Consider the following 24,542-nt stretch of genomic DNA (forward strand, 5'->3'; position numbering starts at 1 on the left):
ATATTAATCCGCCAGATAACCATCATAAAAGCTGCGTTAATGCATGTAACAAACCGTTTAAACTTTTATATTGAGCGGTAATGACCCGTTTTACTTCCGCTAATTGCGGATTAATCTCTGTTAAAATAGTGCTCATTGCTGTCCCCGGTCCAAGATCAATAATCAGATCATACTGGTACGCACTAATTAGTTCACCAACACTATGCCATTGTAATGACGTATATAACTCTTGGTCCAGCATCTGCTTTTCTTCATCACTATCATATACTTTGATTAGTTCTAAGGGGCTGATAATGGGATAAAGTAAACTGGATTGCGGCAGATTTTCATTTATAAACGTCAGCAAGAGTCCCTTTTTATCTGCATAATAGGGCGTATGTGAAGGCAGGTGTACCTCAAGAAAGTTAGCCCGAGCAATGCGGTCTTGCAATTTGGCAAGTAATTGGTTGAGCGCTACTATTTTGCCACCCAGGACTAAGTGTTGCTGGGAGTTAACAATTGCGACATAACAGTGATGTCGTGCGCAGGCAGCCTTTACTTCTGCAACGTCAAAATTCCCGCGAATAGAAAGTAAATCATAAGCTTGATCCAGCAGTGTTATCATCAGTTTAGTGCGATAGTTATAGAGTTTAATGCTGTCTTCCAATGAGGCATTAATGCTCGCCAGAAATGCGCTGACTTCGCCCATGCTATAACCGGCTAATTCAATTTGATGCGGGTTAAAAAGTGGTTTTAGCATACTGAAAAGAGTTAGCTGGTAAACACCAATAATAAGTTGCGTGAAATGGGGATCAGTAAGAGGAGGATTGGGCTGTAAAAAATCGATATTGGTTAAGGATGAGAACTCGCTTAAGCGGTGCAAGGCCTGGTTATTTTCCTGAAAGAAAGTAAATAGATTGTTCTCTCGATAACCTTGTCCGGCAAAAACGCATAAAATTCTCATGACGGCTCCCCAAAAACATGACGTAAAAAATAAATAAGCCCCAACATATCTGCAACCCCTCCAGGGCTAATGTTGCATTGGGAAAATAATAAATGCAGGCGAGCAGCCTCCTGTATGGAGCGTGCACGATTATCTAAGGAAATTGCTTGTTGTATGTGATAACGGGCAAACTGCAAGCCTTCTGGGCCGGTACGATAGAGGATGTTAATGTCATCCATAGCTAATAAGAGCTGTTGATAGGCAAGTAAACCAAAAAACTCTTTATCATGTTGAATCTCTGCTAAAGCTAAGTAAGTATCAAAAACTAATTTATAGCCATCTATTGCCATTTGTTTCGCGTCAGCAACTGCGTATTTTTGCTTAACCAGACTTCCATGAGTATTGATATTTTGGTGATGCTTTTGTAAATAATAGGCCCATTCCTTCTTAATGGTTAAATGCAAATCTTGCGGATAAAATTTCTTATAGCGTAGGCTTAACTTACAAATACTGCTACACATTATGCCCAAGGCAAAAATTGCTCCGCGATGGGTATTAACTCCAGAAGTTATTTTCTGCATAGTTTGTTCAGCTTGTAGTCCCAACTTTACTAATTCTGCAGGGGGTGCATTAAGTGCGGCTTGTTGTCCGACGTGAATGAAATAATGGCGTAAGCCAAAGAGACTGCGAAAAAATAAAGCGCCATCCATGTCCTGATGCGCCCCAGTATCCACAAAACTCACCAAGCCTGGCTTGGGGTATAGGGCAATTTCGTCATAAAGCGCACGCACTGCTATTTTGGCATAGTAACGGGCCATTTTATTAAGATTAGAAGCCGAGGGAGGGGTATGTTGCATAAAGTTCCTCTCTAGCTAACAAAAACACGTTGTTAATGGATTTAAATAAAATAGAGTCGCTGTTTTGCAGTAGTTCGTGCAGCGAACAATCACCCCAGTGAGGAAAGCGTACTTCACCATCAATCCGTAGTACCTTACTTTTAAAAAGTAATTCTTGATAAAGTTCTCTTAAGTCGGAAAGTGATTGCCCTGCGTAGATAATCAGCACATCTAAATCGGAGTCAGGTTGTACATAGGATTCTTGGGTGAGATGTTGCCAGCAATAAGAACCATAAACTTTAACGTCGGCATGGACTTCCAGTTGTACAGGAAATATATCTGTGAGCTTGGGAAGCTCTTGGTTTTGAATTATTGCAGATTGGGCTACTTGATAACAGACACGTATTTTTTGCTGTTGCAAATCCACATAGGGAATTGCAAGTTGTATTTTTCCTGATACAAGCTCCTGCGATTGTCTGGGACATATAAAAGGATAGCCACACTGCAACCAGTATTGGAATAAACGCTGCTGCTCGTCTGAATGCTGACTTGCCGCTATCGTACTGGGATTTAGGTAACATAGGGTATGTCGCGCATAATTCATAGATTTTCAATCGTATTGATTAGATCAAAGGCCATCGAGCGGCCACCATATTTTTTTCCAAGTTCTGCACGATTGTCTTTAGTAAGATTTTCTTCTTCTATGGTCTGTAATAATTTGTCGGGTACTTCATTTAAATGCAGCACTTCGTGCAAGCCGCCCAGCTTCTTAAAATTTTCTACACCAGGAGCAAATACTGCTGATGTTTTGCTGATTTCACGCAGCAACTCAATATCCAATTTAGTGACTTTAGCCATGCCCTCCAACCACATGACCGCTAATTCCGTATTCTGTAATGCATAAATACGGTCAGCCATCATACCAAAGGCGATAAAACTGCCTCCAATGGCTTGATTGTAGACTAAGGAAATGAGTTTATTGCCATTTTGACGCGCCAAATGCAAACAGCTCAATAAATGTGAAAAATAGCCATACATGCCCAGCCATTCATCACGAACCGATAATTTTTGGCCAATGACGTTTGTAAGCAAAATAATGGGATCCTGATTTTTATTTTTTATCAGCAGCAATAGTTGTTTGGCCATTTCCATGGCTTCATCAACTCCAAAATCGGTATTTTCAATGGTGCCAAGTAGATTAAATTGCTTCCCTTTTATTTTGCCGCTGCCAAAGATAATGCGTTGGTTGATTTGAGTTTCTGCCGTATCAAAACAGTGCTTGATTAGTTGTTGCGCGGTAATTTGATCACTGGACATGATTTTTCCTTTTATGGGCCAAGACTAAAAACTGTGAGTCCGTACAATTAAAAACATCCTGCTCATAAAGTTCGGGGTGATATTTTTTCAGCCATTCACCCTCTTCAGTGCAGTTATTGGCGGCAAGGATGCGCTGTTGTAATAATTCATGCTGAGCAAGAACTGTGTCTAAGTTAAGCTCAGGGTGCGAATGGCACAAAGCATTGTTTATCGCTTCACGGATATCGGCTATCTTATTGGTAGTATAAATCTGTGCCGCTTTTTGCAAAAAGCGGGTTCTACCCCCATAAACGCGCCAAATTAATGCACGATCACTGCTGTCAAATACCTCTGCCCCTTTTACCGCCTGAATTACCTCGGCGCCAGAAACGCCGATACGTGCCCCTTGATTCACAATCAGATAATCTAAGGTGCCGCTAATAATTCCCATGCCTCCATAGGCTCCGTTGCTACCACAAATTACCCCAATAGTTTTAATACCTGCAGAACGGGCATCTAAGATAGAACGAATAATTTCTGAAATTTCGATTTCGCCGACATTGGCTTCTTGTAAACGTACACCACCACTGTCAATTAAGAAGACCAAAGCTTCCAGTTTCTTTTTAATGGCATATTTAATTAAGCCATTAATTTTTGCGCCATGAACTTCACCCACCGCGCCGCCAATAAAATCTTTTTGCTGTGCTGCTATGGCTATGTTTGACCCGCCAATTTGTGCGGTGCCAATAATAACCCCGTCATCAGTTTCTACCTGCATTTTTAATTGCGGCAGCGTGGGGCTTGGTGTGTCTTCATCAAGAAGAAACTCGGTAAAACTTTGGGCATCCACCAAAGAGTATATGCGGCTGCGTGCATTGGCCTCGATGTAATTTTCTTTGCGGGTATAGCCTGATTGATATGTTTCAATTGCCTGCCGTAGGCGCAGAGATACCACCGGAGGAGTCGCACCGGCATCATACAGGATAATATTGAGTCCTGCGAAGGGGTATTCTTCAATATAACCCTCAATGACCGCATCCCAGGTTGTTTTAAAACCAGAAATCGTGGTATTAACCCGAATCGTTGTTTGTTTGGAATTAGTATTCGGTTTAATGAGCACTTCTAAATTGCCAGAGCCGGCAACCCCAACTTTAACTACAGGGGCTGCGGTTAATGTTTTTTCCAGATTAAATGTATATTGATACGTATCCATAAGTTTCTACCAATTCCTGAATTTATTTGGAGGACAATAAAGCCCCTGTGATATATCTACCAAATCATGGATGCTCTTGGCAGCAAGCAAGTCACGGTCCGCGTCTTTTAAGCTGATTTTTAAATCTTCTGGGCGTTGGATTACTCCCCGATTGCGCAGTTCATTAACCATCCCTTTATCTCGTTTTAACCCCATGGGGGTGTAGCCGGCAACGCCGCGAATTGCCTGTTCGCGCTCTTCTAAATTTTTACATAATAATAAGTTGGCAATACCTTCTTCGGTAACGACATGGGAAATATCATCCCCATAAATCATGACTGGGGGTAAGTCGGCTTGCATCTCTTGTTGTAGTTCCCAGGCATCAAGCTTTTCCACAAAAGTCGGTTTTCCTGCACTTTGGAAGGTTTCAACCATCTGAATCACCAGCTTACGGCCACGAGGTATCGCTTGCGGGTTATGGCGATTTTTTTCCTGTCCTGCTTTAAGCCATGCATAAGAGGAATGACGTCGTCCTAAAGAATCACAGCCCATATTGGGTGCTCCTCCAAAACCGGCAATACGCCCTTTGGTCGCGGTAGAGCTATTCGCTTGAGTATCCATTTGCAGTGTGGCGCCGATAAAGACATCGCAAGCATAATGTCCGGCGAGTTGACCAAAAAGACGATTAGAGCGTAAAGAGCCATCACGGCCGGTAAAAAAAACTTGCGGGCGGGCACGCACGTACTCATTCATGCCTACTTCACCCCCCACACAAAAAATAGACTCCACAAAGCCAGCCTCTATTGCAGGTATTAACGTCGGTAAGGGGTTAACCATCCAGTGTTTGCAAATGGCTCCTTTCAAGCCTAAGGATTGCGCGTATGTGGGGAGAATTAATTCGATGGCGCAGGTATTAAATCCCACGCCATGATTTAAACGATTGACCTGATAGGGTGCATAAATGCCTTTAATAACCATCATAGCCATGAGTATTTTTACTTCATCAATCAAGGCAGGATCGCGGGTAAATAGAGGTTCAATATAGGCAGGATTAGGCGCCTGCACTACAGCATCAATCCAACCACCAGGAATATCAATTCGGGGAAGGATATCGACTAACTCATTGACCTGAGCGATGACTAAACCATTTTTAAATGCAGTTGCCTCCACGATACTTGGCGTTTCCTCGGTATTTGCTCCGGTATATAGATTACCTTGATGATCGGCCTTTTCTGCGGTAATTAGGGCTATATTGGGGGTTAAATCCATGGCATAACGCGCATAAAGCTCGTTGTAGGTATGGATATTGCCAATTTCTATTTGATTTCGTTGAATCATAATCGCCAGGCGTGTTGCTTGAGGACCGGCAAAAGAAAAATCGATTTTCGCGGCAATTTTACGCTCAAATAGATCCAAGTGCTCGGCAAGCGTTACTGCCGATTGGATCATATGGAGGCCATATACTTTTTTAGGATTTATGGCGCAGAGGCTGCGAGCAAGAAAGTCGGCTTGTTTTTGGTTATCGCCTTCGAGACAAACTTTGTCGTAAGGTCTAATCGCGGCTTCTAATAAGGCTACAATGTCTTTTTCTAAGACGATTTTTCCATTTAAAAAAGGTGTAATATTTGCAAGCCGCTGCTCGTAATCTTGACGATCTTTAGTCCAATCCATAGTGATCTCGATAGAGAGTGAATTTAATCCTTAATAGAATAAATGTAGCACAATTATGTTATCGACACTATGCCATCGCGAATTGCCTCTATCGCTGCAGTCGCGATGACTTGCTCTATAATACAGAAGCCATGAAGGGCACAAAAATAGGCAGATTAGGCGAACCAAGCCCTACAACATCATTCCAGTATTGGTTTTCATTCATTGTAAGTGAAGAGTCCCAATTGAATGTTACTTTACGATGAAACCAATAACTTTGGTCAAACAAAGTAAAGGCATAATTAGGAGCACCCGGTGGGTTAGGAACCGTACTATCAATAATGCGATGTGGAGGGGTGATAAAATTAAGACCTTGATTCTGTAGTAAAATAGGATCGAGGGCATATAGGTATTGAGCGGACAAACCTAGGGTTGGTTTACTTTGTAGCATGCGTGCCTGATTGACTAAGGTTAGCGTTGCTGAGTACAAGGGACAGGCAACGCTTGTTCCTCCAAAAATACAGCCATTTTCACAACCATTAGTATAATAAGCGATAATTCCCGTGTGAATATCGGCCAGCATAGCAATATCGGGAACTGCACGCATGCCTCCATAACTACCAATAATCCCATAGCCTCCAGCAGTAAACCCTTGAAAGGTAGTGTTATTTTGCCATGCAGGTGCGCTATGAAGCTTGCTGATACCCCCGGTGCTCCCCGCATAAAACCCAGAGCTAGGGTAAGCACTTCCCCAGCCTGACTCAAAGGAGTAATTATAGCTTGTATCAACAAATAGGCTACTGCCACCCACCGCCGTTGCCTTGGCCGAACTTGCAGGATATTGTACTACGGGTGCAAAGCTGGATATGTGGCATGGCCATGAAGAGTGATAACTACCATCCCCACAATCTGCTGAAGAAAAATTAACGCTTATACCGCTCATTGCTGCCTGCTGTAGTCTCGTTTCCAATACGGCATCAACGATTTCATCCTCACCCCAGCTATTCGATAACACATAAGCATTAGGATAACCTGCAAAGCTTACATTCCCACTGTTGAGAATAGTCGAAATAACGGTACTTAAATCTAAATTATTATCTAAAACTAAAACAATATTCGCCTTTGGTGCAATGGTATGTGCGGAAGCAAGGTCTAAGGCAATCTCATCAGCCCATCCCTGATCTGCTTCATGATCATTTGGAGCATAATGAGTTCCATCGGCCCGCGCTACTGTAAAATTGGCTGCTTGCCCGGGCGATGACGTGAATGCGAGAAGGGGAAGCTTATTTAAAGCGCTAAACTTATTCACATCAGCCAGTATGGTAGCAGGATCGTTAATTCCCCATGCATCGAGAATCACAATAGTCTGTCCTGTACCATCAAGCGTTTGCCCATTGATTGCAGGAATCGCCGCCACATTATAAGTAGTTCGCAATTGAGCTCCAGTAAAACCATTCAATGAAGTGTCGGAGGGAAGGGCTTTGGGAGTAAACGAATCCCAAGCTAAATTCGCTAGGGCCTTTTGATTGATTTCACGTATCTGAGGATTAAGCTGAGCTTGTGTTTGTCGTGGAATAGAAAGAACCATCTTGTGGAAGCGGGGAATATTATTTAAGCCCGCAATCCCAAGAACATAAGGGGCAATTTCCGAAGCAACTTTAGGTTCTGTTGCATTGGAATATACGGTTTTATTTTGATAGCGGTAATTGTTTATTTTTACGTTAAAGGTTTTCTGGATTTGTGCCACTGTAGCCCTTAGCTGGATGCGTTCAGCAATAATCTTCGCCTGCATGCCTTGAGCAGCAAAATAATTTTTTACTAATGCGGCTGTCTTTGCGGTGGGGGCAAATTCAGCTTCATATTCTGCCGTGCTTAAATAGTGATGATAACGTGGGCTATTGGCAGTATAAATTTCTTGATATAGTGCATCGAATTGTTCTTTATTGCGAATATTTAGATGAACCGTAAAATGGATTTCTTGGCTTAAACTTGCAGGCCCAATCAATTGCGCCTGATTTAACAATGTTAAACCAGGGCTTGATATGGCAATCGGTTCAACCGTTGAATAACTTGCGAAGGGTATTGCAAGGCTAATTAAGAGTAACTGGCTTAATCCCAGTTTTTTCATCTTTAACATGAGTCACACTCCATTGCAGGGGTTATGTCAATAGAAACACCGTGTTGATTAAGGTATTTGCTACAAATCCAAGACGAGTACCAAAGGTTAATGAGTACACATAACCAATTTGGCTGCCGGCAAAGCTTTGATTTCCATAGGAACTAATAAAAAAGCTGTAAACAGTTTGTGCAAAGGGCGACCAGCTACCACCACCTGTTAATGCTGTAGTGGCATAAACAAATTCATTTGCCGTACTTACATAGATGGTATTGGCAGAAACATAAACTGTTTTTACCGCACTGCCGTCAGGCTGGCCATTAATAGCAGTCCAATTGAGGCCATAATTATTGGAATAATAAACATTCCCATTAGCACTTGCGGCATACAAGGAGTTTTCCGTTGCGAACACACCATTAACCGCGAAGCTAGGAGCCGGTGCATTGGTAGGAGTACAGGTTCCTGGCTTTGGTGAACACAGCAATACAGAGCCATTGGCACTTGCTACATACAAAATATTTGCGAAACTATAAAGACCATTAACGGCAAAACCAGGGGCTGGGTTTAGTTGAGGAGACCAACTGATGCCATTATTTTGCGAGGCATAAATGATGCCATTAGCCGCTCCGGCATATAAGGTACTATTAGTCGCGAAGACGCTATTGATAGCGCTTCCACCCGCAGGAATAGTGGTAGCAACCCAACTGACTCCATTATCGGGCGAATAATAAACCTGCCCATTTTGAGTGCCCACATAGAGAAGACTAATCGCTGAAGTGGCCGTAATGTGCAAAGAATTGGCCATGCTTGGTTGATAACATTGGAGGGGATTAGGATTTCCATTAGGCCCCAATTGACATACTTGTGGACCACCTACTACATAGGAAGATATTTGGCTGCCATTAATTTGTAGCGTTAGCGTACAAGATTGCTTTGCTCCCAGAGTAAACGCATTCGCACAATTACCCGGGGTCATTATTTGATTGATGCCCGTGATGGGTAACATCTTTAATGTATGCGTTTTAGTGGACATATTGGTAATGGTATATTGCACGAAAGCTGTACTGCTAATTGGTAGTTGAAACGTTGTCGGGGTAAGTGGTGAAAAGACAAATAGAGGGGTAGAGCTTGCTTGAACCAATAAAGGAAATAGGGAATAAATACAGCAAAGTACCCCTAAGAATAAATTATTTTTTTTCATAGCAAATCCTGTGCTACAAGTTAGTTGACGTTAAAGTTTTTTACCACTTAAACAGAAGAGCCAAGATTGTATCTTACATTTATGGAAATGTAAGGAAGAAAAATTTTATTTTTTAAAGGGTGAATGATTAAAAAATAGACTTTTAATGCCAACAAGAATCATTTGCATTTGAACCTATGAGATTGTTACTATGCACATCCCTTTTATTCATTAATGGATTATTTATGAGAAATTTTGCGGGAGCGTTAACTAATGCAACTGGGGGCTTAGTGGATTTTTATAATATTGGCGGACTGGCCATACAAAGGACTAAAAATTCATTATGGGGCTTATGGAAATATTATAGCTGGCGCGAGTTAGCTATACGTGCAAGCCTTTTAACGGCTACGGTACTTTGTGCCGCAGTGGCCGCGAATACTTGTGATGATGATCAATGCTCCTCTATGCTAAGAGGGGCTGCCGGTGCTGCGGTTGGTTTTTTTGTAAGCCATGCTGCGGTAATGGTGCCTACAGTAAGAAGGCGTTTGCAATTAAAAAATAGTGCCTATGAATTGCAGGCTCAAACGAAAGAATTATTAGTTAAGTGGAAAACAAAAGAGGTTGAAAACACACAGGAGATAAACGATATTGCTGAGCACATTAACCAATTTTGCACCTACCTAAAAAACCTTGCTTTACCGGTTACGAAACGAGGAGAGGGGATAGTCAATTTAATAAAAATTAAGAGTGTTTCCCGAGCTACTTATGAGCAACTGAACCAATTGGTCACGGCGTTAGAACACAGTGATGAGCAGGGGCGTGTAGAGTTATTGCGAGAAGCTCAGCGTTTCTGGGCACAAGATCATCAAACCTTATTCAACGCGCTGAATCAAAAAGATAAGGTTCCGGCAAAAAATGATGAGCTAGAGGCAACCTATAAGAGCACCCCAAAAATATAATTAGAGCTTGATCCCGTATTGGCATAGTGTAATACGGGATCGAGGCTAATTTATATAAACAATTGTATACCGTCTGCGATGCGAAAAATCTTTAAAACTCAGTATCTAAGAACAATCGCACTCTTCTTCGTCCAAGGAAAACCCTAATAGATTTTCCCTGAAAATTGCACCAGTATTTTAGTGCTATTTTTATTTTAATTAAGGAAAAAAAATGAGTAACAACATGGACAAAGACAAATTACATCAACATCATTCAAGTGCAGCACTACATCATAAAAAAGCAGCAGAGCTCCATGAGCAAGCGGCAAAACATCATCAATCTGGCGAACATGAAAAAGGTAACCATTATGCGCATATGGCTCATGGTCATCATAAGCATGCCGCACATTATTCTTCAGAAGCTGCAAGACATGTTGCAGGCAATGGCAATAATAAATAAAAAACGGGTGTAATTAGCCCTTTCCCCCTCATAAATGGTCCTGCTTGCTCTAATCACTTGTGGACAGCAGACCAATCATTAGGGCGGGATTCTTTACTGGCTAAATAATAATTAAGGAAGGGTAAGATGCAAAACAGAGGGATTGTAAAGTCAGGTGAAATTGTTGGAGCAAAAGTGGTGAATCCAACGAATGAAAAATTAGGAGACATTGCAGAAGTAGTTATTGATAAACAATCAGGAGAAGTAAATTATTTAGTATTAGATTTCGGTGGTTTTTTGGGGTTCGGTAATAAATATTTTGCAGTGCCCTGGCAATTATTTTTATACAACGATAAAGAGGATTACTTCGTCCTCAACGTTGATAAAAATCGTTTGAAAAATGCTCCTGGATTTGACAAAGAACATTGGCCCAATTTTTCTGAGCCCGAATTTACCACCCTCATTACTAATTTTTACACGATTGAGTAATGCGAAAGAGTATGAGAATTAAATTATTAAGTAAGGAATAATGCTTATGTCTGAGAAAATAAAAGGGACCGTTAAGTGGTTTAATGAACGTAAAGGTTTTGGATTTATTCAAAGTGAAGGAAAAGATTACTTTGTACATTTTAGCTCCATTCAGGAAAGTGGTTTTAAAACGCTTCGCGAAGGAGAGCAGGTTCTTTTTAGATATGGAAGAGGGCAAAAAGGACTATGTGCAGAAGAGGTTCAAATTGTTCAATAGTAATTAAGTAAATGGTAGAAGGATGATGATACAAAACCCAAGGAGGATTTTTATGCATATAATTAACATGGTTTTCAAAATCTGGTTATCCACGGAGAGGGTTTCCAATCTGTGTGATAATGAGTGCCGACAGAAGGAGAGGATATGAAAAAGTTAATTATAGGGTTTTGTCTCATGGGGTCTTCAGCAGTCTTTGCTGCTTCTAACATGATTACGGTGGCTGTAACAACTAATGATCCAACCTCGGCTGGAATTGGTTTTGCTGTTAATGGCAAAAAAATAGGAGGCGCTGGTAAAAGTTATACAGGTAAAGGTCCAGCGAATAGTACTTACTCCTTTGGCTATAGAAGTCATTCTGCAGAAGGCAAAGATATTCCTTGTGGTTCTCATACTTTGACACGAGATAGCCAGGTATTCTTAATGGTGAAAGGAAATAAATGCCGAAGTATAGTGAGGCATTAAACTCCTCTAGGCAACACATTTGAATAAAATATTGTCATTCCCGCCGATGTGGGAATGACAATAAAAAGAAAACTAATACGCTAGATTTTGATAGTTCCTCATGTACTCATAATTAATAAATTCAAAAAATTTGTTTATTAGGTACACACTACTCATATCCCATTTAACCAGTCCTTAATTAATTCAATTTCACCCCGTTTCATCAAGGATACAGGATGACCAATGTCGGGAATGGTTATGGTTTTTAAGTTAGGTTGTAATTGCTGCATTTGAGCTACGGTTTCATCGGATAAAACATCCGATAATGCGGCATGCAATAATAATACGGGGCATTGAACTTTGCTCCATAAAGCCCATAGCGGAATATTATTTTGGGCTGCTAAGATCACATTATCAATTATTTTAGGGTCGTAGGCTAATTGGTAATGCTTATTGGGGCTTTCCCATACTCCAGCAATAGCTAGTTGTTGCCATTGTTCTGGGCTTAATTGTGCAAAGCTTGGATAGATTTTTTTAAAATACGTTTCTACTTCCTCAAGCGTTTTAAAGGTGTGCTGGCTGCCTTCTTTGCCATAAGCAACGATTCGTTGTAGTGCTTTGGTGTCAACATAGGGGCCTATATCGTTCAGCACGAGTTTTTTAATTGGTGAATTATTCATTGCTGCCATGATCATGCCAATCATTCCCCCCATCGAGGTGCCAATGAAATCCACTTCAGTTACACCCAGTTGGGCTAATAAAATAGTAAGGTCTGCGATATAAGTCGGGGCAGAATAATCATTAGCATTTATTACCTTATCGCTTAAGCCGCGCCCTACCATGTCGGGGCAAATCACGCGATAATGTTGAGAAAGCATTTGAGCTAAGTCATCAAAATCTCGAGCGTTACGAAAAAGGCCGTGAACACATAATAATACTCTGGGGTTATTCGGATTTCCCCATTCATAATAATTCATCTGATGAAATGATTGGCTGTCTATTCCCATGACTTGATGTTTTTGCATGAACGCATCGCTCCTTGTTACATTCTATGTTCTATATTATAGCCTTTGTAATACAAATTCGAACTCCCTTCGCGGGCGACATGAGATGTCTTCATCGCCCGGGGAAGAGATGCGAATCATATATATTGTTAAGCATGGGGGAGGGAGGGGCCTAAGTAAATTTAGGTTAATAGCTATTTGACCCCAATATAGATAGCCACCTCATCAGGACCCTTGTAGGCTTCAAAATCACTAATAAAGCTACGCTGAAACTCAGGGTTTCGGTCAAAATAATTCCAAATACGCTGCCAGGTTTCAATCACTGTCGCAGGCATAGGACCTTTACCTTGAAAAACAAAATAGCTGCCCGCTTCAATCGTAACCGAATTCAACTGAGCAGGCGTTTCATCAGAGGGTATACCAACAGTAACCGTGTAAAGCCCATTGGCATCTGATTCATAGTCTGAATAAACGGCTACAAGGGTGGCATTAGCTGCTATACCACTAGAATGAACTTGCTGCCAAAGAGTGGGGAGTTTTGCGGTTTCTTCCGCAAACTCATTCCTATTTTGGGTTCGTGTACTTAGGCCGGTTACTCTAAAACTATTTACCTGTTTTAGGCTAGGTAGTATAGAGGACATATGCATTACTCCTTAGTCGCTTGTTTTTCCACAGAGACAACCCGTAGTCGATTCGCATCGGGATCTTGCCCAAGAAAAGTATAGCCATAGGGTACACTAGTTGGTGGGTGGATTATATGTATTTTTTTTGCTTGCCAGCGTGCAAAAAGCTCGTCTACTTTTTTATGATCACGTACTGTAAAGGCTAATTCACCATTACCATTATTTTTATCCGTAGGTGGCTCCACGGTATGTTTTGCTTTCAACGATAAACTCATCCCATTTGATAATTTAAATTCATGGAAGCTGGGTGAATGTTCTGTAGGTGTTATGCCCATTAAATCACGGTAAAAGTTGCTACTTAGAGCAAGATTTTCCACATACAATACAATAACACTAGGCTCGAACATCATGTTTTTCTCCTTAAATTTGATAATTGATATGAACAAACCTAGTTTACAGCTCTAAGCTGACAGTTTTTGTCAGTAGTGAGTGCTACTGTTCAGGAATATTATGCGCTTCACGCCATTTTTTTAATAACGTTTGACGATGTGTAGGATAGCGAGCTTCTAGCGATGTTAATGTAATAATTCTATCGGTACGAAAGTGACGAAAATTTGCTCGTAATTCACACCAGGCAACAATAACGTGTACCTCCTCAAAAAAACCAAGAGCCAACGGCCAAACCACCCGCTGTGATTCATCTCCTTTGATATCGACATAAGTTATTTGCAGCTTGTACTCTTTACGGATGGTGTGCCGAATCAAGGCTTCATTTTCATCGTTATGCTCTATTATTGTTTTAGCCGGTCCAATCAGTAGTCCAGAAAATTCAAGCTGATGTCGAAGATCATCTGGGAGTACCGCAGATATCTTTGCCAGAACATTAGTTGCCGCAAGCCTTAATTTCTTATCTGCCCTGCGAGCAACCCAACGCGAGCCAAGCACTAAGGCTTCGATTTCTTCTTCAGAAAACATAAGAGGCGGCAGCATAAATCCAGGACGCAAAACATACCCTATACCAGGCTCACCTTCAATTGAAGCTCCTTGGCTTTGCAATGTGGCAATATCACGATAAATCGTGCGTAAGCTTACATTAAGCTGATCAGCTAATTGCTGCCCACTCACAGGGTAGCGGTAGCGGCGCAGTATCTGGATTAGATCAAAAAGTCGTTGGGTTCGAGACAAAATAGAGACCTTAGCATCATTAATACTGACATATTTTGACAGTATTAAATTAAAGTTTCTAGAGGTAATAGTTGGTGGCCTCGGGCTCTGCAAAGTTGTAAGTACCTCTATTTGTAAATCTTAAATTTCAGAGTTGTGCTACATTTATTTTTAACCACTGATTATTTCAGTTTCACTCAAGGATGGGAGTTACTATGAGCAAGTCTGCCGATTTTTTACTCATAGGCGGAGGATTAGCTAGCGCTTTTGCCGCTAATGTTCTTCGAAGAGAAGGAGAAGCGGGTAAAATTATAATACTTTGTGAAGAGGCGTTTTTTCCTTATTTTCGCATGCAAATCCCTAAGGCGTTTCTTCTGGGAAAACAAAAAATAGAGCAATTATATATATATGATGAAAGTTACTATCAAAAAAATGACATTGAAATTATTTTGCAGGCCAAAGTACGTACCCTTGATACAAAAAATAAACGAGTGAAAATAAAAAATGGCGGAGAAATAGATTATAAGAAGCTGCTCATTGCAACAGGTTGTAGCCCTAAAAAACTTACTATTCCCGGTGCAAAATTAGAAGGAGTGCATTATCTAAGATCCATTGACGATGCTGAGGCAATTATTTACGACATGCAAGCAGCAAAAAAGGTCGTTATTTATGGGGATAGTTTTATTACTATTGAACTTGCCTCGACTTTAAGCCAAAAAGGGATCAAGGTTACCGTTATTACCCATGAATTTAATACAGGAAATTTTAAAGTTTGTACGGAAATAGCTCATTTTCTGGTCAACAATGGAGTAGAGGTTATCCTCGGTGAGAAGCTTACAAAAATTGAAGGAAGCAGCCGTGTGCAATCAGTAACAACGAATACGGGAAAAAACTTTTCTTGTGATTTTATCATTGTAGACATGGGTTTAAAACCCAATACAGACTTTCTTAATGAGAGTGGTATCGAGCTTGATACGGATAAGAGTATTGTAGTGAATCAATACATGCAAACCAATATACCTGATGTTTATGCGGCTGGTGATGTTGTAACCTTTTATGATCCAATTTTTGAAAAATTTCGTAAAACGCGCTATGGCGATACAGCAATTAAACAAGGAAAAATTGCCGCGGCCAATATGACCGGGGCTAGGCACTACAATCGTACTGCGTCCTATTTGTTTTTTTATGCTTTTGGCACTGCCGTTATTATTATCGGCGATGCAAGTGATGCGACTGAACTTTTGATAAGAGGTTTTCCCAAAGAAAAGAACTTTGCTAATCTTTATTTAAAAGATAACGTGCTCCAAGGCGCAATTTTAGTTGGCCGTCCTACTACAGAAATTAAAGCGGCTGAATCACTTATTGAAAATCATACTAATTTAGCCTCAGTTAAAAAGCAACTTACTGATATCTCATTTCCGCTTGAACCGCTGGCAACACAAACACTTATTGCACTTCAAGGTGGTGGCGCATTTGGTGCTTTTGAATGTGGGGTAATTAAGGCGATGGAGGAGTCAGAAATCTATCCTGACATCGTTGCCGGGATCTCCATTGGCGCGTTTAATGCGGCGATTATTGCCGGAAATCCAGGCAATGCCACTGCTGCATTAGAAGCATTTTGGAATGATCTTGCCTTGGAAACTCTTGATATTTTTGATGAGCAATCAAGAAGATTTTTATCCTATTTACAAGCAATTATTTGGGGCTCGCCAAATTTCTTTCATCCCAGATGGCTCTCTCAATGTATGAATATAAGCGAGCCTACCATAAATTGGACCAGTTTTTATGACACCAGTCCAATAAAAAAACTGCTTTGTAAGTATGTCGATTTTAAAAACTTAAATAAGAGCCCGGTCCGTTTACTGGTTATGGCCGTGAACGTGGAAACCTCTGAATTTGAAACTTTTGATAGTTATACCGATAACCTTAAGCCGGAGCACATCCTTGCCAGTGGCAGCTTGCCTCCGGCATTTCCATGGACAACTATTGGCGGGAAACATTATTGGGATGGTGGAATTGTTACGAATACGCCTCTTGACTCCGCTCTTGAAATCTGTGGCTGGAGCGGTAAAAAAGTTTATGTCGTTGACGTCTATCCTAAAAAACGAGGCCTTCCGACAAATATAATCGAAGTGCTTTCGAGAAAAAATGAAATTTTATTTGCGGAAAAGATGAGAAAAGATTTCCGTACTCAGGATTTAATCGGAGACTATAAAAAGCTTATTGAGCTAATTTTAGCCTATTGCGAATCGGATGCAGTTAAAGAAATCACGGAATTGCCCTTATTTATTCAAATAATGGGTGATCTCGGGGTGCTCTCCGTAACCAGGATTATGCTGGCAACAGAACAAGAGGGTCTGTATTCATGGGATTCTGATTTCTCCAGAAAAACAATTGAGGAGCTTAAAGAAAAAGGTTATAACACAGCCAAACAAATACTTAATAAAGAATAAGTACCTGGTTGCTGCAACCAGGTTTCCCTTAAACGACAACTAAATCTCGGCTATAGCTTATATTAATCCACGGCCTCTAGCGCCAAAGCAATACCTTGCCCACCACCAATACACAAAGCAACAATGCCTCGTTGCAACCCATCACGTTTCATTGAATGCAACAGTCGTACAGTTAATATAGCCCCAGTTGCCCCAATAGGATGGCCATGAGCAACAGCTCCTCCTTCAATGTTCACACGAGAGGCATCCAGGCCAAGCTCTTTAATCACTGCAAGAGGTACAGCAGCATAAGCCTCATTGATCTCGAAACGCTCAACCTCACCGAGAGCCCATCCAACTCGTTTCACTAAAGTCCGTATTGCTGGAGCAGGTGCGATGCCAAACATACCGGGTTCAACAGCACTTACAGCATAGCCTAATAATTTTGCTACGGGCCTTAAGCCATACTTTTCTGCCGCTGCACGGTTACTGACTAAGACTGCCGCCGCGCCACTATTAAGCCCTGGAGAATTACCGGCAGTTAAGGTTCCATTTTCCCTAAATGCGGACTTTAGTTGAGCTAATTTTTCTCGTGAAGTATCGGGACGATTTGTTTCATCTTTATCAAAATCAAGAGTACCACCCTTGACTGAAATAGTAACGGGGACAATTTCCGCTGTAAATTTACCCTCTGTTTGCGCTTGGGTGAACAGTTGATGCGAGCGTAAAGCCCATTCATCCTGCTCTTTTCGGCTAATACCATATTTCGCAATTAGGTCTTCTGTATGCCAGCCTGAGTGTTTATCCGAAAATGCATCATGTAACCCATCACGCAACATGCTATCATAAATCTGGGCATCGCCCATACGATATCCCCAGCGTCCCCCACCCATAAGGTAAGGCGCCAGATCCATATTTTCCAGACCACCTGCGATGGCTATATCCGCAGCACCCACAGCAATTTCTAGAGCCGCACTAACTATAGCTTGCGCCCCCGAGCCGCAAACACGATTCACTGTCATGGCGGGGGTGTTGACACTTAAGCCGGCATGAATTGCTGCTTGGCGGGCTGGGTTCATTTTATTACCTGCCTGCACCACATTCCCCATAACCACAGTATCTATGGCCTCAGGCACAAGGTTTGCACGTATTAATGTTTCTTTAATAACGGTAGCACCTAATTCAACAGCAGGTGTTTGTTTAAGACTACCATTGTAGTTGCCAATCGGCGTACGAACTGGCGTACTAAGTAAAATTTCTTGTGAAAACATGGCAAGCCTCCCTGGCCTATTTATTACTTTATTTGTTTAGTATAGAACGCTATAGCCGGCAAAAGAGGAAAAATGTAGCTTTGTTGCTCAGCAGACTAATTAAGGTTTAGGCATCAATTCAACGCGGTAAGCCACTCTCAACCAGAGATTTCGCCATTAAAAAATTAGTTAACATAACTCCACGAATTTCAACCTGTTGTTTTTTAACTATAATAAAGCCATATCGTTCAAAAAAAGGTTTCGCGGTAATGCTCGCCTCTACAGCAAGTTCTTGGATATGCAAGTCATGTGCGCAAGCCTCTAATTTTTTTACAATTGCCCCTGCAATACCGAGTCCCTGATAATTTTGATGCACAAAAAGCCTATCCAAATACCCTTGATGCGTTAAATCCCCAAATCCAACAATTTGCTTATTATATTCAGCCACATAAGTTACATTCTCTAATAAGGTTTTCCAACGCTCAGTGACTTCTAAATTCGATTGAGGAGCCCAAGCCTCTAGTTGCTCGGCTGAGTAATCCTTCGCATTAATGCTATGAACAGTATTCTGAAAAAGCGCAACACACTCCCTAAGATCTGCTTCTGTGATTTGACGTAAAGTGATGGGTAATTTTGACATGATACATATCCGTTCGGATAAAGAAGCGAAGTATTGTATGATCATGAGATAATATTTAATAGGAAAAAAAATGAAGCGATGCGGCTGGGTAGATGAAAACAAACCTCATTACGTACAATACCATGATACAGAATGGGGCGTTCCGGTACATGATGATGTAAAACACTTCGAAATGCTCACTCTAGAAGGAGCGCAAGCTGGCCTTTCCTGGGAAACAATTTTAAAGCGGCGAGACGCATACCGCCAAGCATTTAAGCAGTTCGACCCCAATGCAGTCCTGCAAATGACAGACGCGGAGCTAGAAGTATTATTGACCGATTCCACCATCATCCGTAACCGCCTCAAAGTATTTTCCGTACGAAAAAACGCCCAAGTATTTCTAGCTATTCAAAAGGAGTTTGGTTCGTTTGACGCCTACGTCTGGCGATTTGTTAACAATAAGCCAAAAATCAATCGCCCCAAATCTTTAAAAGAAGTTCCCGCATCAACCTCAGAATCCGATGCCCTATCAAAAGATTTAAAGAAACGAGGAATGAGCTTTGTAGGTACCACTATTATATATGCTTACATGCAAGCAATAGGCATGGTGAACGATCACATAACAGATTGCATCTTTAGCTTAAAATAAAAGTAACCTGATGTAGCGCTGCATCAGGGGAGCTTTAGAGAATTCGTATGCTTTGATATTCATTACCACTAGAATTAGAAAATACTTATTAATAAAACATCTGACGGGTTTTTCTTTTCATGATGCAATACCTTAAAATCAGAGCGTCCCAATCCATTAGTAAAATTGGTATCAAATGTATTTTTCACGATATTATTGAATCAAATTGTTATTGAGCTATCTGATGAGTCTTTTTTTAGAAACTAAAAACTTAATTATTACCACGCCAGAATTAAACGATTTTAATAACTTATACACCTTACAATCTGATGCTGACGTGATGCAGTATATTGGGCAGGGGGTGCGTACTGAAGCTGAAGTGCTGAGTGGTTTAGACAAAGCGATTTCACATTATCAGAAACATCATTTTAGCCTGGGTTGTGTATTTGAAAAGGAAAGTGAGGTATTTGTAGGGCGGGCGGGTTTAATTTATTTGGCATATGATGATAACCAGCCTGACATTGAAGTCGGTTATGCTCTAATGAAAAATTTTTGGAATAAAGGTTATGGTACGGAGCTGGCTCGGGCGCTTATTTCTTGGGGCTTTACCCAGCTCGTAGTTGAAAAACTGGTTGGTGTTATTAATCCGTATAACGAGCGTTCACGACGGGTTTTGGAAAAAGCCGGAATGAAATACGTAGGACGTTCACACTATTGGACGAACGAAGTAGACTTATATGAGATTCATAAATTTGGTTAACTATAGTTTATGGTATGAAAATATTTCAGAAAAACATAACAAATCTTTATGGCTCTCAAGGTGCTGAGTGGATTGCTAATTTACCGCAGCTTATCACGACACTTACAAATCATTGGGATTTAAGCGAAGTGATCGCTGTCTCTAATATGACCTTTAATTATGTTGCCAAAGCCAGGCTTCATACTAATGTCCCTGTGGTATTAAAAATCAGTTATGATAAACAAAGTATTCTCATGGAACAGCAAGCTTTAGCTAGCCTTGGTCTGGGTTCTATCCAATTGATTGATTACAGTAGCAAGTATAATGCCTTATTATTACAACAAGCAGTTCCAGGTATAACGCTAAAATCCTTATATAAAGAGGATCCGGATTATGTGATGGATTGTTATATTAAGACAATGCAAAAACTTCACCTTCACCAACAGCCAGTACACTCTAATTTTACTCATGTTGCGCATTGGCTAAATGCATTTGATAATCCGAGTTTGCAAATCCCTCCAGCACTATTAAATAAGGCAATTACGTTAAGAAATAGACTTCTTGCCTCTCCTAAACAACTTATTCTCCTTCATGGTGATTTGCATCATGACAATATTTTAAAACATGGTAACGAATGGTTGGCTATTGATCCCAAGGGCGTGGTTGGCGAGACGGAATTTGAACTTGCTGCCTTTGATTTCCTGTACATTAATGAGCTTGTTACAGCCCCTGATGTAAAAAAACTTTTTGAGAAACGGGTTGAACTGCTTGCACTCAAATCAGGGCTTGACGCACAGCGAATTAAGGATTGGGTATTTGTACGCTTAATTTTGATGGCTGTCTGGTTTATGGAGGATAATGGTGATCCAAGCTGGGCAATAAAATTAGCCGAGCTTATTTATGAATAAAATTAACTAGTAGAGCCAATCAATAAATTGGGACACCACATTAGGCTTTCTTAATTACCCGGAAGCGCTAAAAAGATGCCAGATCCCTAAGGCCTGATGATGTTACATCAAGGCCACAGGATTAATTAACTAATTTTACGAACATAGACTTTACGCCCTTTTAATTTTCCATTTTGGAAATATTGATAGGCTTTATTCGCATGCTCACGATGAATGGCAACATAGGAATGGGTGGCAGTGACGTTAATTTTGCCAATAGTATTTCCAGCTAATCCTGCATCTTTGGTTAATGCACCGAGGATATCTCCGGGGCGAATTTTTTCTTTTTTACCAGCAGCAATGCATAGAGTAATCATTTCTGGCACTAATCGCGTGGCATGACTATTTTCAAATTCCTCCGTGTTCCCCCAGACAATAGGGCTGGATAAATTATCTTCAATAGCACAAAGCCGTTGTGCATCTGTGGGTGTGGTAATGCTTAAAGCAATCCCTTTATGACCTGCTCGACCGGTTCGACCAATACGGTGAATATGGACATCATGTTCAAAGGCAAGATCAAAATTAATAACCGCAGGAAGCTCTTTAATATCAAGACCACGAGCGGCAACATCAGTTGCCACCAGAATAGAACAACTTTGGTTGGCAAAACGCAAAACCGCTAGATCCCGTTCTACTTGCTCCATATCACCATTTAATGCAATGGCGCTAAAGCCTTCATGAATGAGGTAATCTGTTACGTCTGCTGTTTGTTGTTTGGTATTACAGAAAACCAGTGTTGAAGCAGGTTGATAATGCAGCAGTAATGATTTTAATACCGCAAACTTTTGAGCTTGTTTAGAAACCTCATAAAAACGCTGTTCAATATTAATTTCCTCATGAGAGGTTTCAATATGGACCTCTTTGGGATTAATCATAAACTGCTTTGCCAATTGTTTGATTTCTTCAGGATAGGTGGCAGAAAAAAGGAGGGTTTGGCGCTTTTTGGGGGTAGCGGAAATAATGCTGGTAATGTCATCAAAAAAGCCCATATCAAGCATTCTATCCGCTTCGTCCAAAACTAAAGTTTTTATTTGACTTAAATCTAAGGAGCCACCTTTTAAATGCTTAAGAATACGACCTGGTGTGCCTACAATAATATGGGCTCCATGCCTTAGTGAGTCCAACTGAGGTTTCATTGGAGTACCGCCAGACAAATTAATAATTTTAACATTAGGCATTAAGCAGGCTAATCGACGAATTGCCTGGCTGACTTGTTCCGCCAGTTCACGGGTAGGGCAAAGAACTAAAGCTTGTGCGCCAAAAAACGCAATTTTCAAATTATTTAATAACGACAAACCAAAAGTTGCCGTTTTTCCACTTCCTGTTTTGGCTTGCGCAATAAGATCTTCATTATCCAGGATTATAGGCAAGCTTTGCCTCTGAATAGGGGTCATGTGTTCATAATTTAACGAATTAAGGCTTTTTATTAGTTCTTCGCGCAAGGGTAGCTGAGAGAACGATAGCTGTTGGTTGGCGGTTTCGGTGCGGGTCATTGATGAGTACTTATGTTTAAAAAAGTGCATAGAGTACCATTTTTTAGTTCAATATTAAATCAATTAGTTTTGTGAATATGAAATATTTATCGAGTCAATCCTCAAGCTGAAAAGGCCAAACATGTTAAGTTGAATGCTAATTGTCACAAATAATGTTAAAATTGCACAAAAAGCACAAATAGGTTCAATTGTGAGCATCGTGTTTTGAATAAATAGGCAAAGTGAGGTTGGGTTAATGTTAGAAGTAAAAAGTTTAAGTATGCTGTTTGGACCAAAATCTTTATTTCAAAATGTGGATTTGACCTTATTGCCTACACAGCGTTATGGGGTGGTTGGTGCCAATGGCACAGGAAAGTCTACTTTTTTAAAAATATTAGCAGGCGAAGAACAAGCGTCACAGGGCACTGTTGAGAAAGCAAAAATTCATAAAATAGGCATTTTGAAGCAAGATCACTTCCGTTACGAGCAAGATCGCCTTATTGATGTAGTAATTCGCGGAAATCCTGTTTTGTGGGATGCGCTGACCGAAAAAGAGCGCTTGTATTCTAAAGAAGAGTTTACCGAAGAAGATGGTTATCGGCTGAGCGAACTCGAAGAAATTGTCATGAATCAAGGCGGTTATGAAGCAGAGGCGACTGTAAAAAATTTATTGCTGGGCTTAGGAATTGCTGAAAAATTTCATTATGGTCCATTAAGCGCATTGTCAGGTGGTTACAAGTTACGTGTTTTATTAGCACAAGTTCTTTATCAACAACCCGATATCATGTTGCTCGATGAACCAACTAACCACTTGGATATTGTATCGATTGCCTGGCTGGAAGAGTTTCTAAAAACTTCATTTAAAGGATTATTGATTTTCATCTCCCATGATCGAAGCTTCCTCAACAACACCTCCACCAATATCCTCGATATTGACTATGATACGATCCTGGATTATCCAGGAAATTATGATAAATTTTGTTTTGCGAAAGAGGAGCGTTTGCGACTAAAACAAAGTGAGTTGAAAAACCAGGAAAAACGTATTGATGCCTTACAAGGGTTTGTGGACCGCTTTGGTGCAAAAGCAAGTAAAGCAAGCCAGGCGGCGTCACGACAAAAAATGATTGATCGCATCGAGCTGGTCGAAATTAAAGAATCTAATATTTTTAAACCTTATTTTAATTTTCAGCAAAAGAAATCTTCCGGTAAAGTTGTAGTTAAAGTTGAGCAGTTACATAAAAAATTTGATGAACGCGTATTATTAAAAAATGTATCGCTTAGTATTCAACGAGGCGATAAATGTGCCATCATCGGACCAAATGGTATTGGTAAATCAACTTTTCTAAAAATTTTATTGAACGAGTTACATGCTGATCAGGGTAGCTTTGAATGGAGTGACACGGTAAAGGTTGGTTATTTTGCTCAAGATTATCGAACTCAATTGAATCCAGAACAAACTATTTTGCAATGGATGGAAGATAACATTGCCGCACCAAGCCAGGAAATCCGCAAGGTACTTGGTCAGGTATTATTTCGTGGAGCGGATGTTGATAAGAAGATTGGCGTACTAAGCGGAGGGGAATCCGCCCGTTTAATTATGGCCAAATTAATTTTGGAAAAACATAACGCGTTGATCTTTGATGAGCCCACCAACCATCTAGATCTCGAGTCCATCGATGCCTTAATCGAAGCGATCCAACTTTTTCCTGGAACGGTATTATTTGTTAGCCATAATCGTTACTTTATTGATGATATTGCTACACGTATTATTGTCTTGACAGAACAATATGGCGTGCAGGACTTCCTTGGTAATTATAATGATTATTTGGAGCAGTATGGAAAGGATTATCTGGCAACAGCTTGAACCACTCAATAATGCTAGGCTAACAGGTAGGCTGGGCTGTAAGCC

Annotated in this window: 25 protein-coding genes; 10 read left to right on the plus strand and 15 right to left on the minus strand. The window is 40.7% G+C overall.

Annotated features, from left to right (window positions below):
• Positions 1-22: 22 nt before the first annotated feature.
• The 8 genes from BN3124_RS03370 to BN3124_RS03405 form a co-directional block, all read right to left on the minus strand.
• A complete protein-coding gene (locus BN3124_RS03370; protein ID WP_058533458.1) occupies positions 23-943 on the minus strand; it encodes an acyltransferase domain-containing protein in 921 nt (306 codons plus the stop codon).
• On the minus strand, positions 940-1,779 hold the full coding sequence (locus BN3124_RS03375; protein WP_058533459.1) for a triphosphoribosyl-dephospho-CoA synthase MdcB: 840 nt from the start codon (positions 1,777-1,779) through the stop codon (positions 940-942). Before BN3124_RS03375 ends, BN3124_RS03370 begins: the two co-directional genes overlap by 4 nt.
• Positions 1,751-2,362 (minus strand): malonate decarboxylase holo-[acyl-carrier-protein] synthase, encoded by a 612-nt coding sequence (gene mdcG / locus BN3124_RS03380; protein WP_058533460.1) that lies wholly within the window; start codon positions 2,360-2,362, stop codon positions 1,751-1,753. The genes BN3124_RS03375 and mdcG overlap by 29 nt, the downstream gene beginning before the upstream one ends.
• Positions 2,359-3,075, minus strand: a complete 717-nt coding sequence (locus BN3124_RS03385) for a biotin-independent malonate decarboxylase subunit gamma (RefSeq protein ID WP_078061464.1) — start codon at positions 3,073-3,075, stop codon at positions 2,359-2,361. Before BN3124_RS03385 ends, mdcG begins: the two co-directional genes overlap by 4 nt.
• Positions 3,065-4,267, minus strand: a complete 1,203-nt coding sequence (mdcD, locus tag BN3124_RS03390; protein WP_058533461.1) for a biotin-independent malonate decarboxylase subunit beta — start codon at positions 4,265-4,267, stop codon at positions 3,065-3,067. The genes BN3124_RS03385 and mdcD overlap by 11 nt, the downstream gene beginning before the upstream one ends.
• A 6-nt stretch (positions 4,268-4,273) precedes the next feature.
• Positions 4,274-5,917: a malonate decarboxylase subunit alpha gene (mdcA, locus tag BN3124_RS03395; RefSeq protein ID WP_058533462.1), complete on the minus strand. Its 1,644-nt coding sequence runs from the start codon at positions 5,915-5,917 to the stop codon at positions 4,274-4,276.
• A 115-nt stretch (positions 5,918-6,032) separates the two neighbouring features.
• Positions 6,033-8,033 carry a S53 family peptidase gene (locus tag BN3124_RS03400; protein WP_058533463.1) on the minus strand — a complete coding sequence of 667 codons (2,001 nt, stop codon included), beginning with the start codon at positions 8,031-8,033 and terminating at the stop codon, positions 6,033-6,035.
• Between the two features lie 22 nt (positions 8,034-8,055).
• Complete coding sequence (locus tag BN3124_RS03405) at positions 8,056-9,213, minus strand: WD40/YVTN/BNR-like repeat-containing protein (RefSeq protein WP_058533464.1); 1,158 nt, start codon at positions 9,211-9,213, stop codon at positions 8,056-8,058.
• Positions 9,214-9,437: 224 nt separating this feature from the next.
• On the opposite strand from BN3124_RS03405, the gene BN3124_RS03410 reads away from it, so the two are divergent.
• The 5 genes from BN3124_RS03410 to BN3124_RS03430 all read left to right on the plus strand — a co-directional run bounded on the left by BN3124_RS03410 (position 9,438) and on the right by BN3124_RS03430 (position 11,776).
• Positions 9,438-10,151 (plus strand): hypothetical protein, encoded by a 714-nt coding sequence (locus tag BN3124_RS03410; RefSeq protein WP_058533465.1) that lies wholly within the window; start codon positions 9,438-9,440, stop codon positions 10,149-10,151.
• A 211-nt stretch (positions 10,152-10,362) separates the two neighbouring features.
• Positions 10,363-10,590, plus strand: a complete 228-nt coding sequence (locus tag BN3124_RS03415; protein WP_058533466.1) for a hypothetical protein — start codon at positions 10,363-10,365, stop codon at positions 10,588-10,590.
• Positions 10,591-10,716: 126 nt separating this feature from the next.
• Positions 10,717-11,058 (plus strand): PRC-barrel domain-containing protein, encoded by a 342-nt coding sequence (locus tag BN3124_RS03420; protein WP_058533467.1) that lies wholly within the window; start codon positions 10,717-10,719, stop codon positions 11,056-11,058.
• A 46-nt stretch (positions 11,059-11,104) separates the two neighbouring features.
• Positions 11,105-11,314, plus strand: coding sequence for a cold-shock protein (locus BN3124_RS03425; RefSeq protein ID WP_058533468.1), 210 nt, complete (start codon positions 11,105-11,107; stop codon positions 11,312-11,314).
• Between the two features lie 144 nt (positions 11,315-11,458).
• Positions 11,459-11,776, plus strand: a complete 318-nt coding sequence (locus BN3124_RS03430) for a hypothetical protein (protein WP_058533469.1) — start codon at positions 11,459-11,461, stop codon at positions 11,774-11,776.
• A 152-nt stretch (positions 11,777-11,928) separates the two neighbouring features.
• Here BN3124_RS03430 and BN3124_RS03435 read toward each other — a convergent pair whose 3' ends face one another.
• The 4 genes from BN3124_RS03435 to BN3124_RS03450 form a co-directional block, all read right to left on the minus strand.
• A complete protein-coding gene (locus tag BN3124_RS03435) occupies positions 11,929-12,780 on the minus strand; it encodes an alpha/beta fold hydrolase (RefSeq protein ID WP_058533470.1) in 852 nt (283 codons plus the stop codon).
• Between the two features lie 173 nt (positions 12,781-12,953).
• Positions 12,954-13,400, minus strand: a complete 447-nt coding sequence (locus BN3124_RS03440) for a GyrI-like domain-containing protein (protein WP_058533471.1) — start codon at positions 13,398-13,400, stop codon at positions 12,954-12,956.
• A 5-nt stretch (positions 13,401-13,405) separates the two neighbouring features.
• Positions 13,406-13,792, minus strand: a complete 387-nt coding sequence (locus BN3124_RS03445; protein WP_058533472.1) for a VOC family protein — start codon at positions 13,790-13,792, stop codon at positions 13,406-13,408.
• Positions 13,793-13,874: 82 nt separating this feature from the next.
• Positions 13,875-14,567: a helix-turn-helix transcriptional regulator gene (locus tag BN3124_RS03450; RefSeq protein WP_058533473.1), complete on the minus strand. Its 693-nt coding sequence runs from the start codon at positions 14,565-14,567 to the stop codon at positions 13,875-13,877.
• A gap of 194 nt (positions 14,568-14,761) precedes the next feature.
• Here BN3124_RS03450 and BN3124_RS03455 point away from each other — a divergent pair, with 194 nt between their 5' ends.
• Complete coding sequence (locus BN3124_RS03455; RefSeq protein ID WP_058533474.1) at positions 14,762-16,999, plus strand: FAD-dependent oxidoreductase; 2,238 nt, start codon at positions 14,762-14,764, stop codon at positions 16,997-16,999.
• Positions 17,000-17,061: 62 nt separating this feature from the next.
• Here BN3124_RS03455 and BN3124_RS03460 read toward each other — a convergent pair whose 3' ends face one another.
• Together BN3124_RS03460 and BN3124_RS03465 are read right to left on the minus strand one after the other, a co-directional pair.
• Entirely contained in the window at positions 17,062-18,249 is a 1,188-nt protein-coding gene (locus tag BN3124_RS03460) for a thiolase family protein (RefSeq protein WP_058533475.1), read from the minus strand.
• Between the two features lie 118 nt (positions 18,250-18,367).
• A complete protein-coding gene (locus BN3124_RS03465) occupies positions 18,368-18,868 on the minus strand; it encodes a GNAT family N-acetyltransferase (RefSeq protein WP_149865190.1) in 501 nt (166 codons plus the stop codon).
• A 70-nt stretch (positions 18,869-18,938) separates the two neighbouring features.
• On the opposite strand from BN3124_RS03465, the gene BN3124_RS03470 reads away from it, so the two are divergent.
• The 3 genes from BN3124_RS03470 to BN3124_RS03480 all read left to right on the plus strand — a co-directional run bounded on the left by BN3124_RS03470 (position 18,939) and on the right by BN3124_RS03480 (position 21,122).
• Positions 18,939-19,496 carry a DNA-3-methyladenine glycosylase I gene (locus BN3124_RS03470; RefSeq protein WP_058533476.1) on the plus strand — a complete coding sequence of 186 codons (558 nt, stop codon included), beginning with the start codon at positions 18,939-18,941 and terminating at the stop codon, positions 19,494-19,496.
• Between the two features lie 223 nt (positions 19,497-19,719).
• Positions 19,720-20,235 carry a GNAT family N-acetyltransferase gene (locus BN3124_RS03475; RefSeq protein WP_058533477.1) on the plus strand — a complete coding sequence of 172 codons (516 nt, stop codon included), beginning with the start codon at positions 19,720-19,722 and terminating at the stop codon, positions 20,233-20,235.
• A gap of 14 nt (positions 20,236-20,249) precedes the next feature.
• The gene (locus BN3124_RS03480) at positions 20,250-21,122 is read left to right on the plus strand and encodes an aminoglycoside phosphotransferase family protein (protein WP_078061466.1); all 873 of its coding nucleotides are present in this window, start codon (positions 20,250-20,252) and stop codon (positions 21,120-21,122) included.
• 125 nt (positions 21,123-21,247) lie between these two features.
• On the opposite strand, the gene dbpA is transcribed toward BN3124_RS03480, so the two are convergent.
• Complete coding sequence (gene dbpA / locus BN3124_RS03485; protein WP_058533478.1) at positions 21,248-22,654, minus strand: ATP-dependent RNA helicase DbpA; 1,407 nt, start codon at positions 22,652-22,654, stop codon at positions 21,248-21,250.
• 235 nt (positions 22,655-22,889) lie between these two features.
• On the opposite strand from dbpA, the gene BN3124_RS03490 reads away from it, so the two are divergent.
• Positions 22,890-24,497 (plus strand): ABC-F family ATP-binding cassette domain-containing protein, encoded by a 1,608-nt coding sequence (locus tag BN3124_RS03490; protein ID WP_058533479.1) that lies wholly within the window; start codon positions 22,890-22,892, stop codon positions 24,495-24,497.
• Positions 24,498-24,542: the final 45 nt, after the last annotated feature.

The organism is Legionella saoudiensis, assembly GCF_001465875.1.
Classification (GTDB): Bacteria; Pseudomonadota; Gammaproteobacteria; order Legionellales; family Legionellaceae; genus Legionella; species Legionella saoudiensis.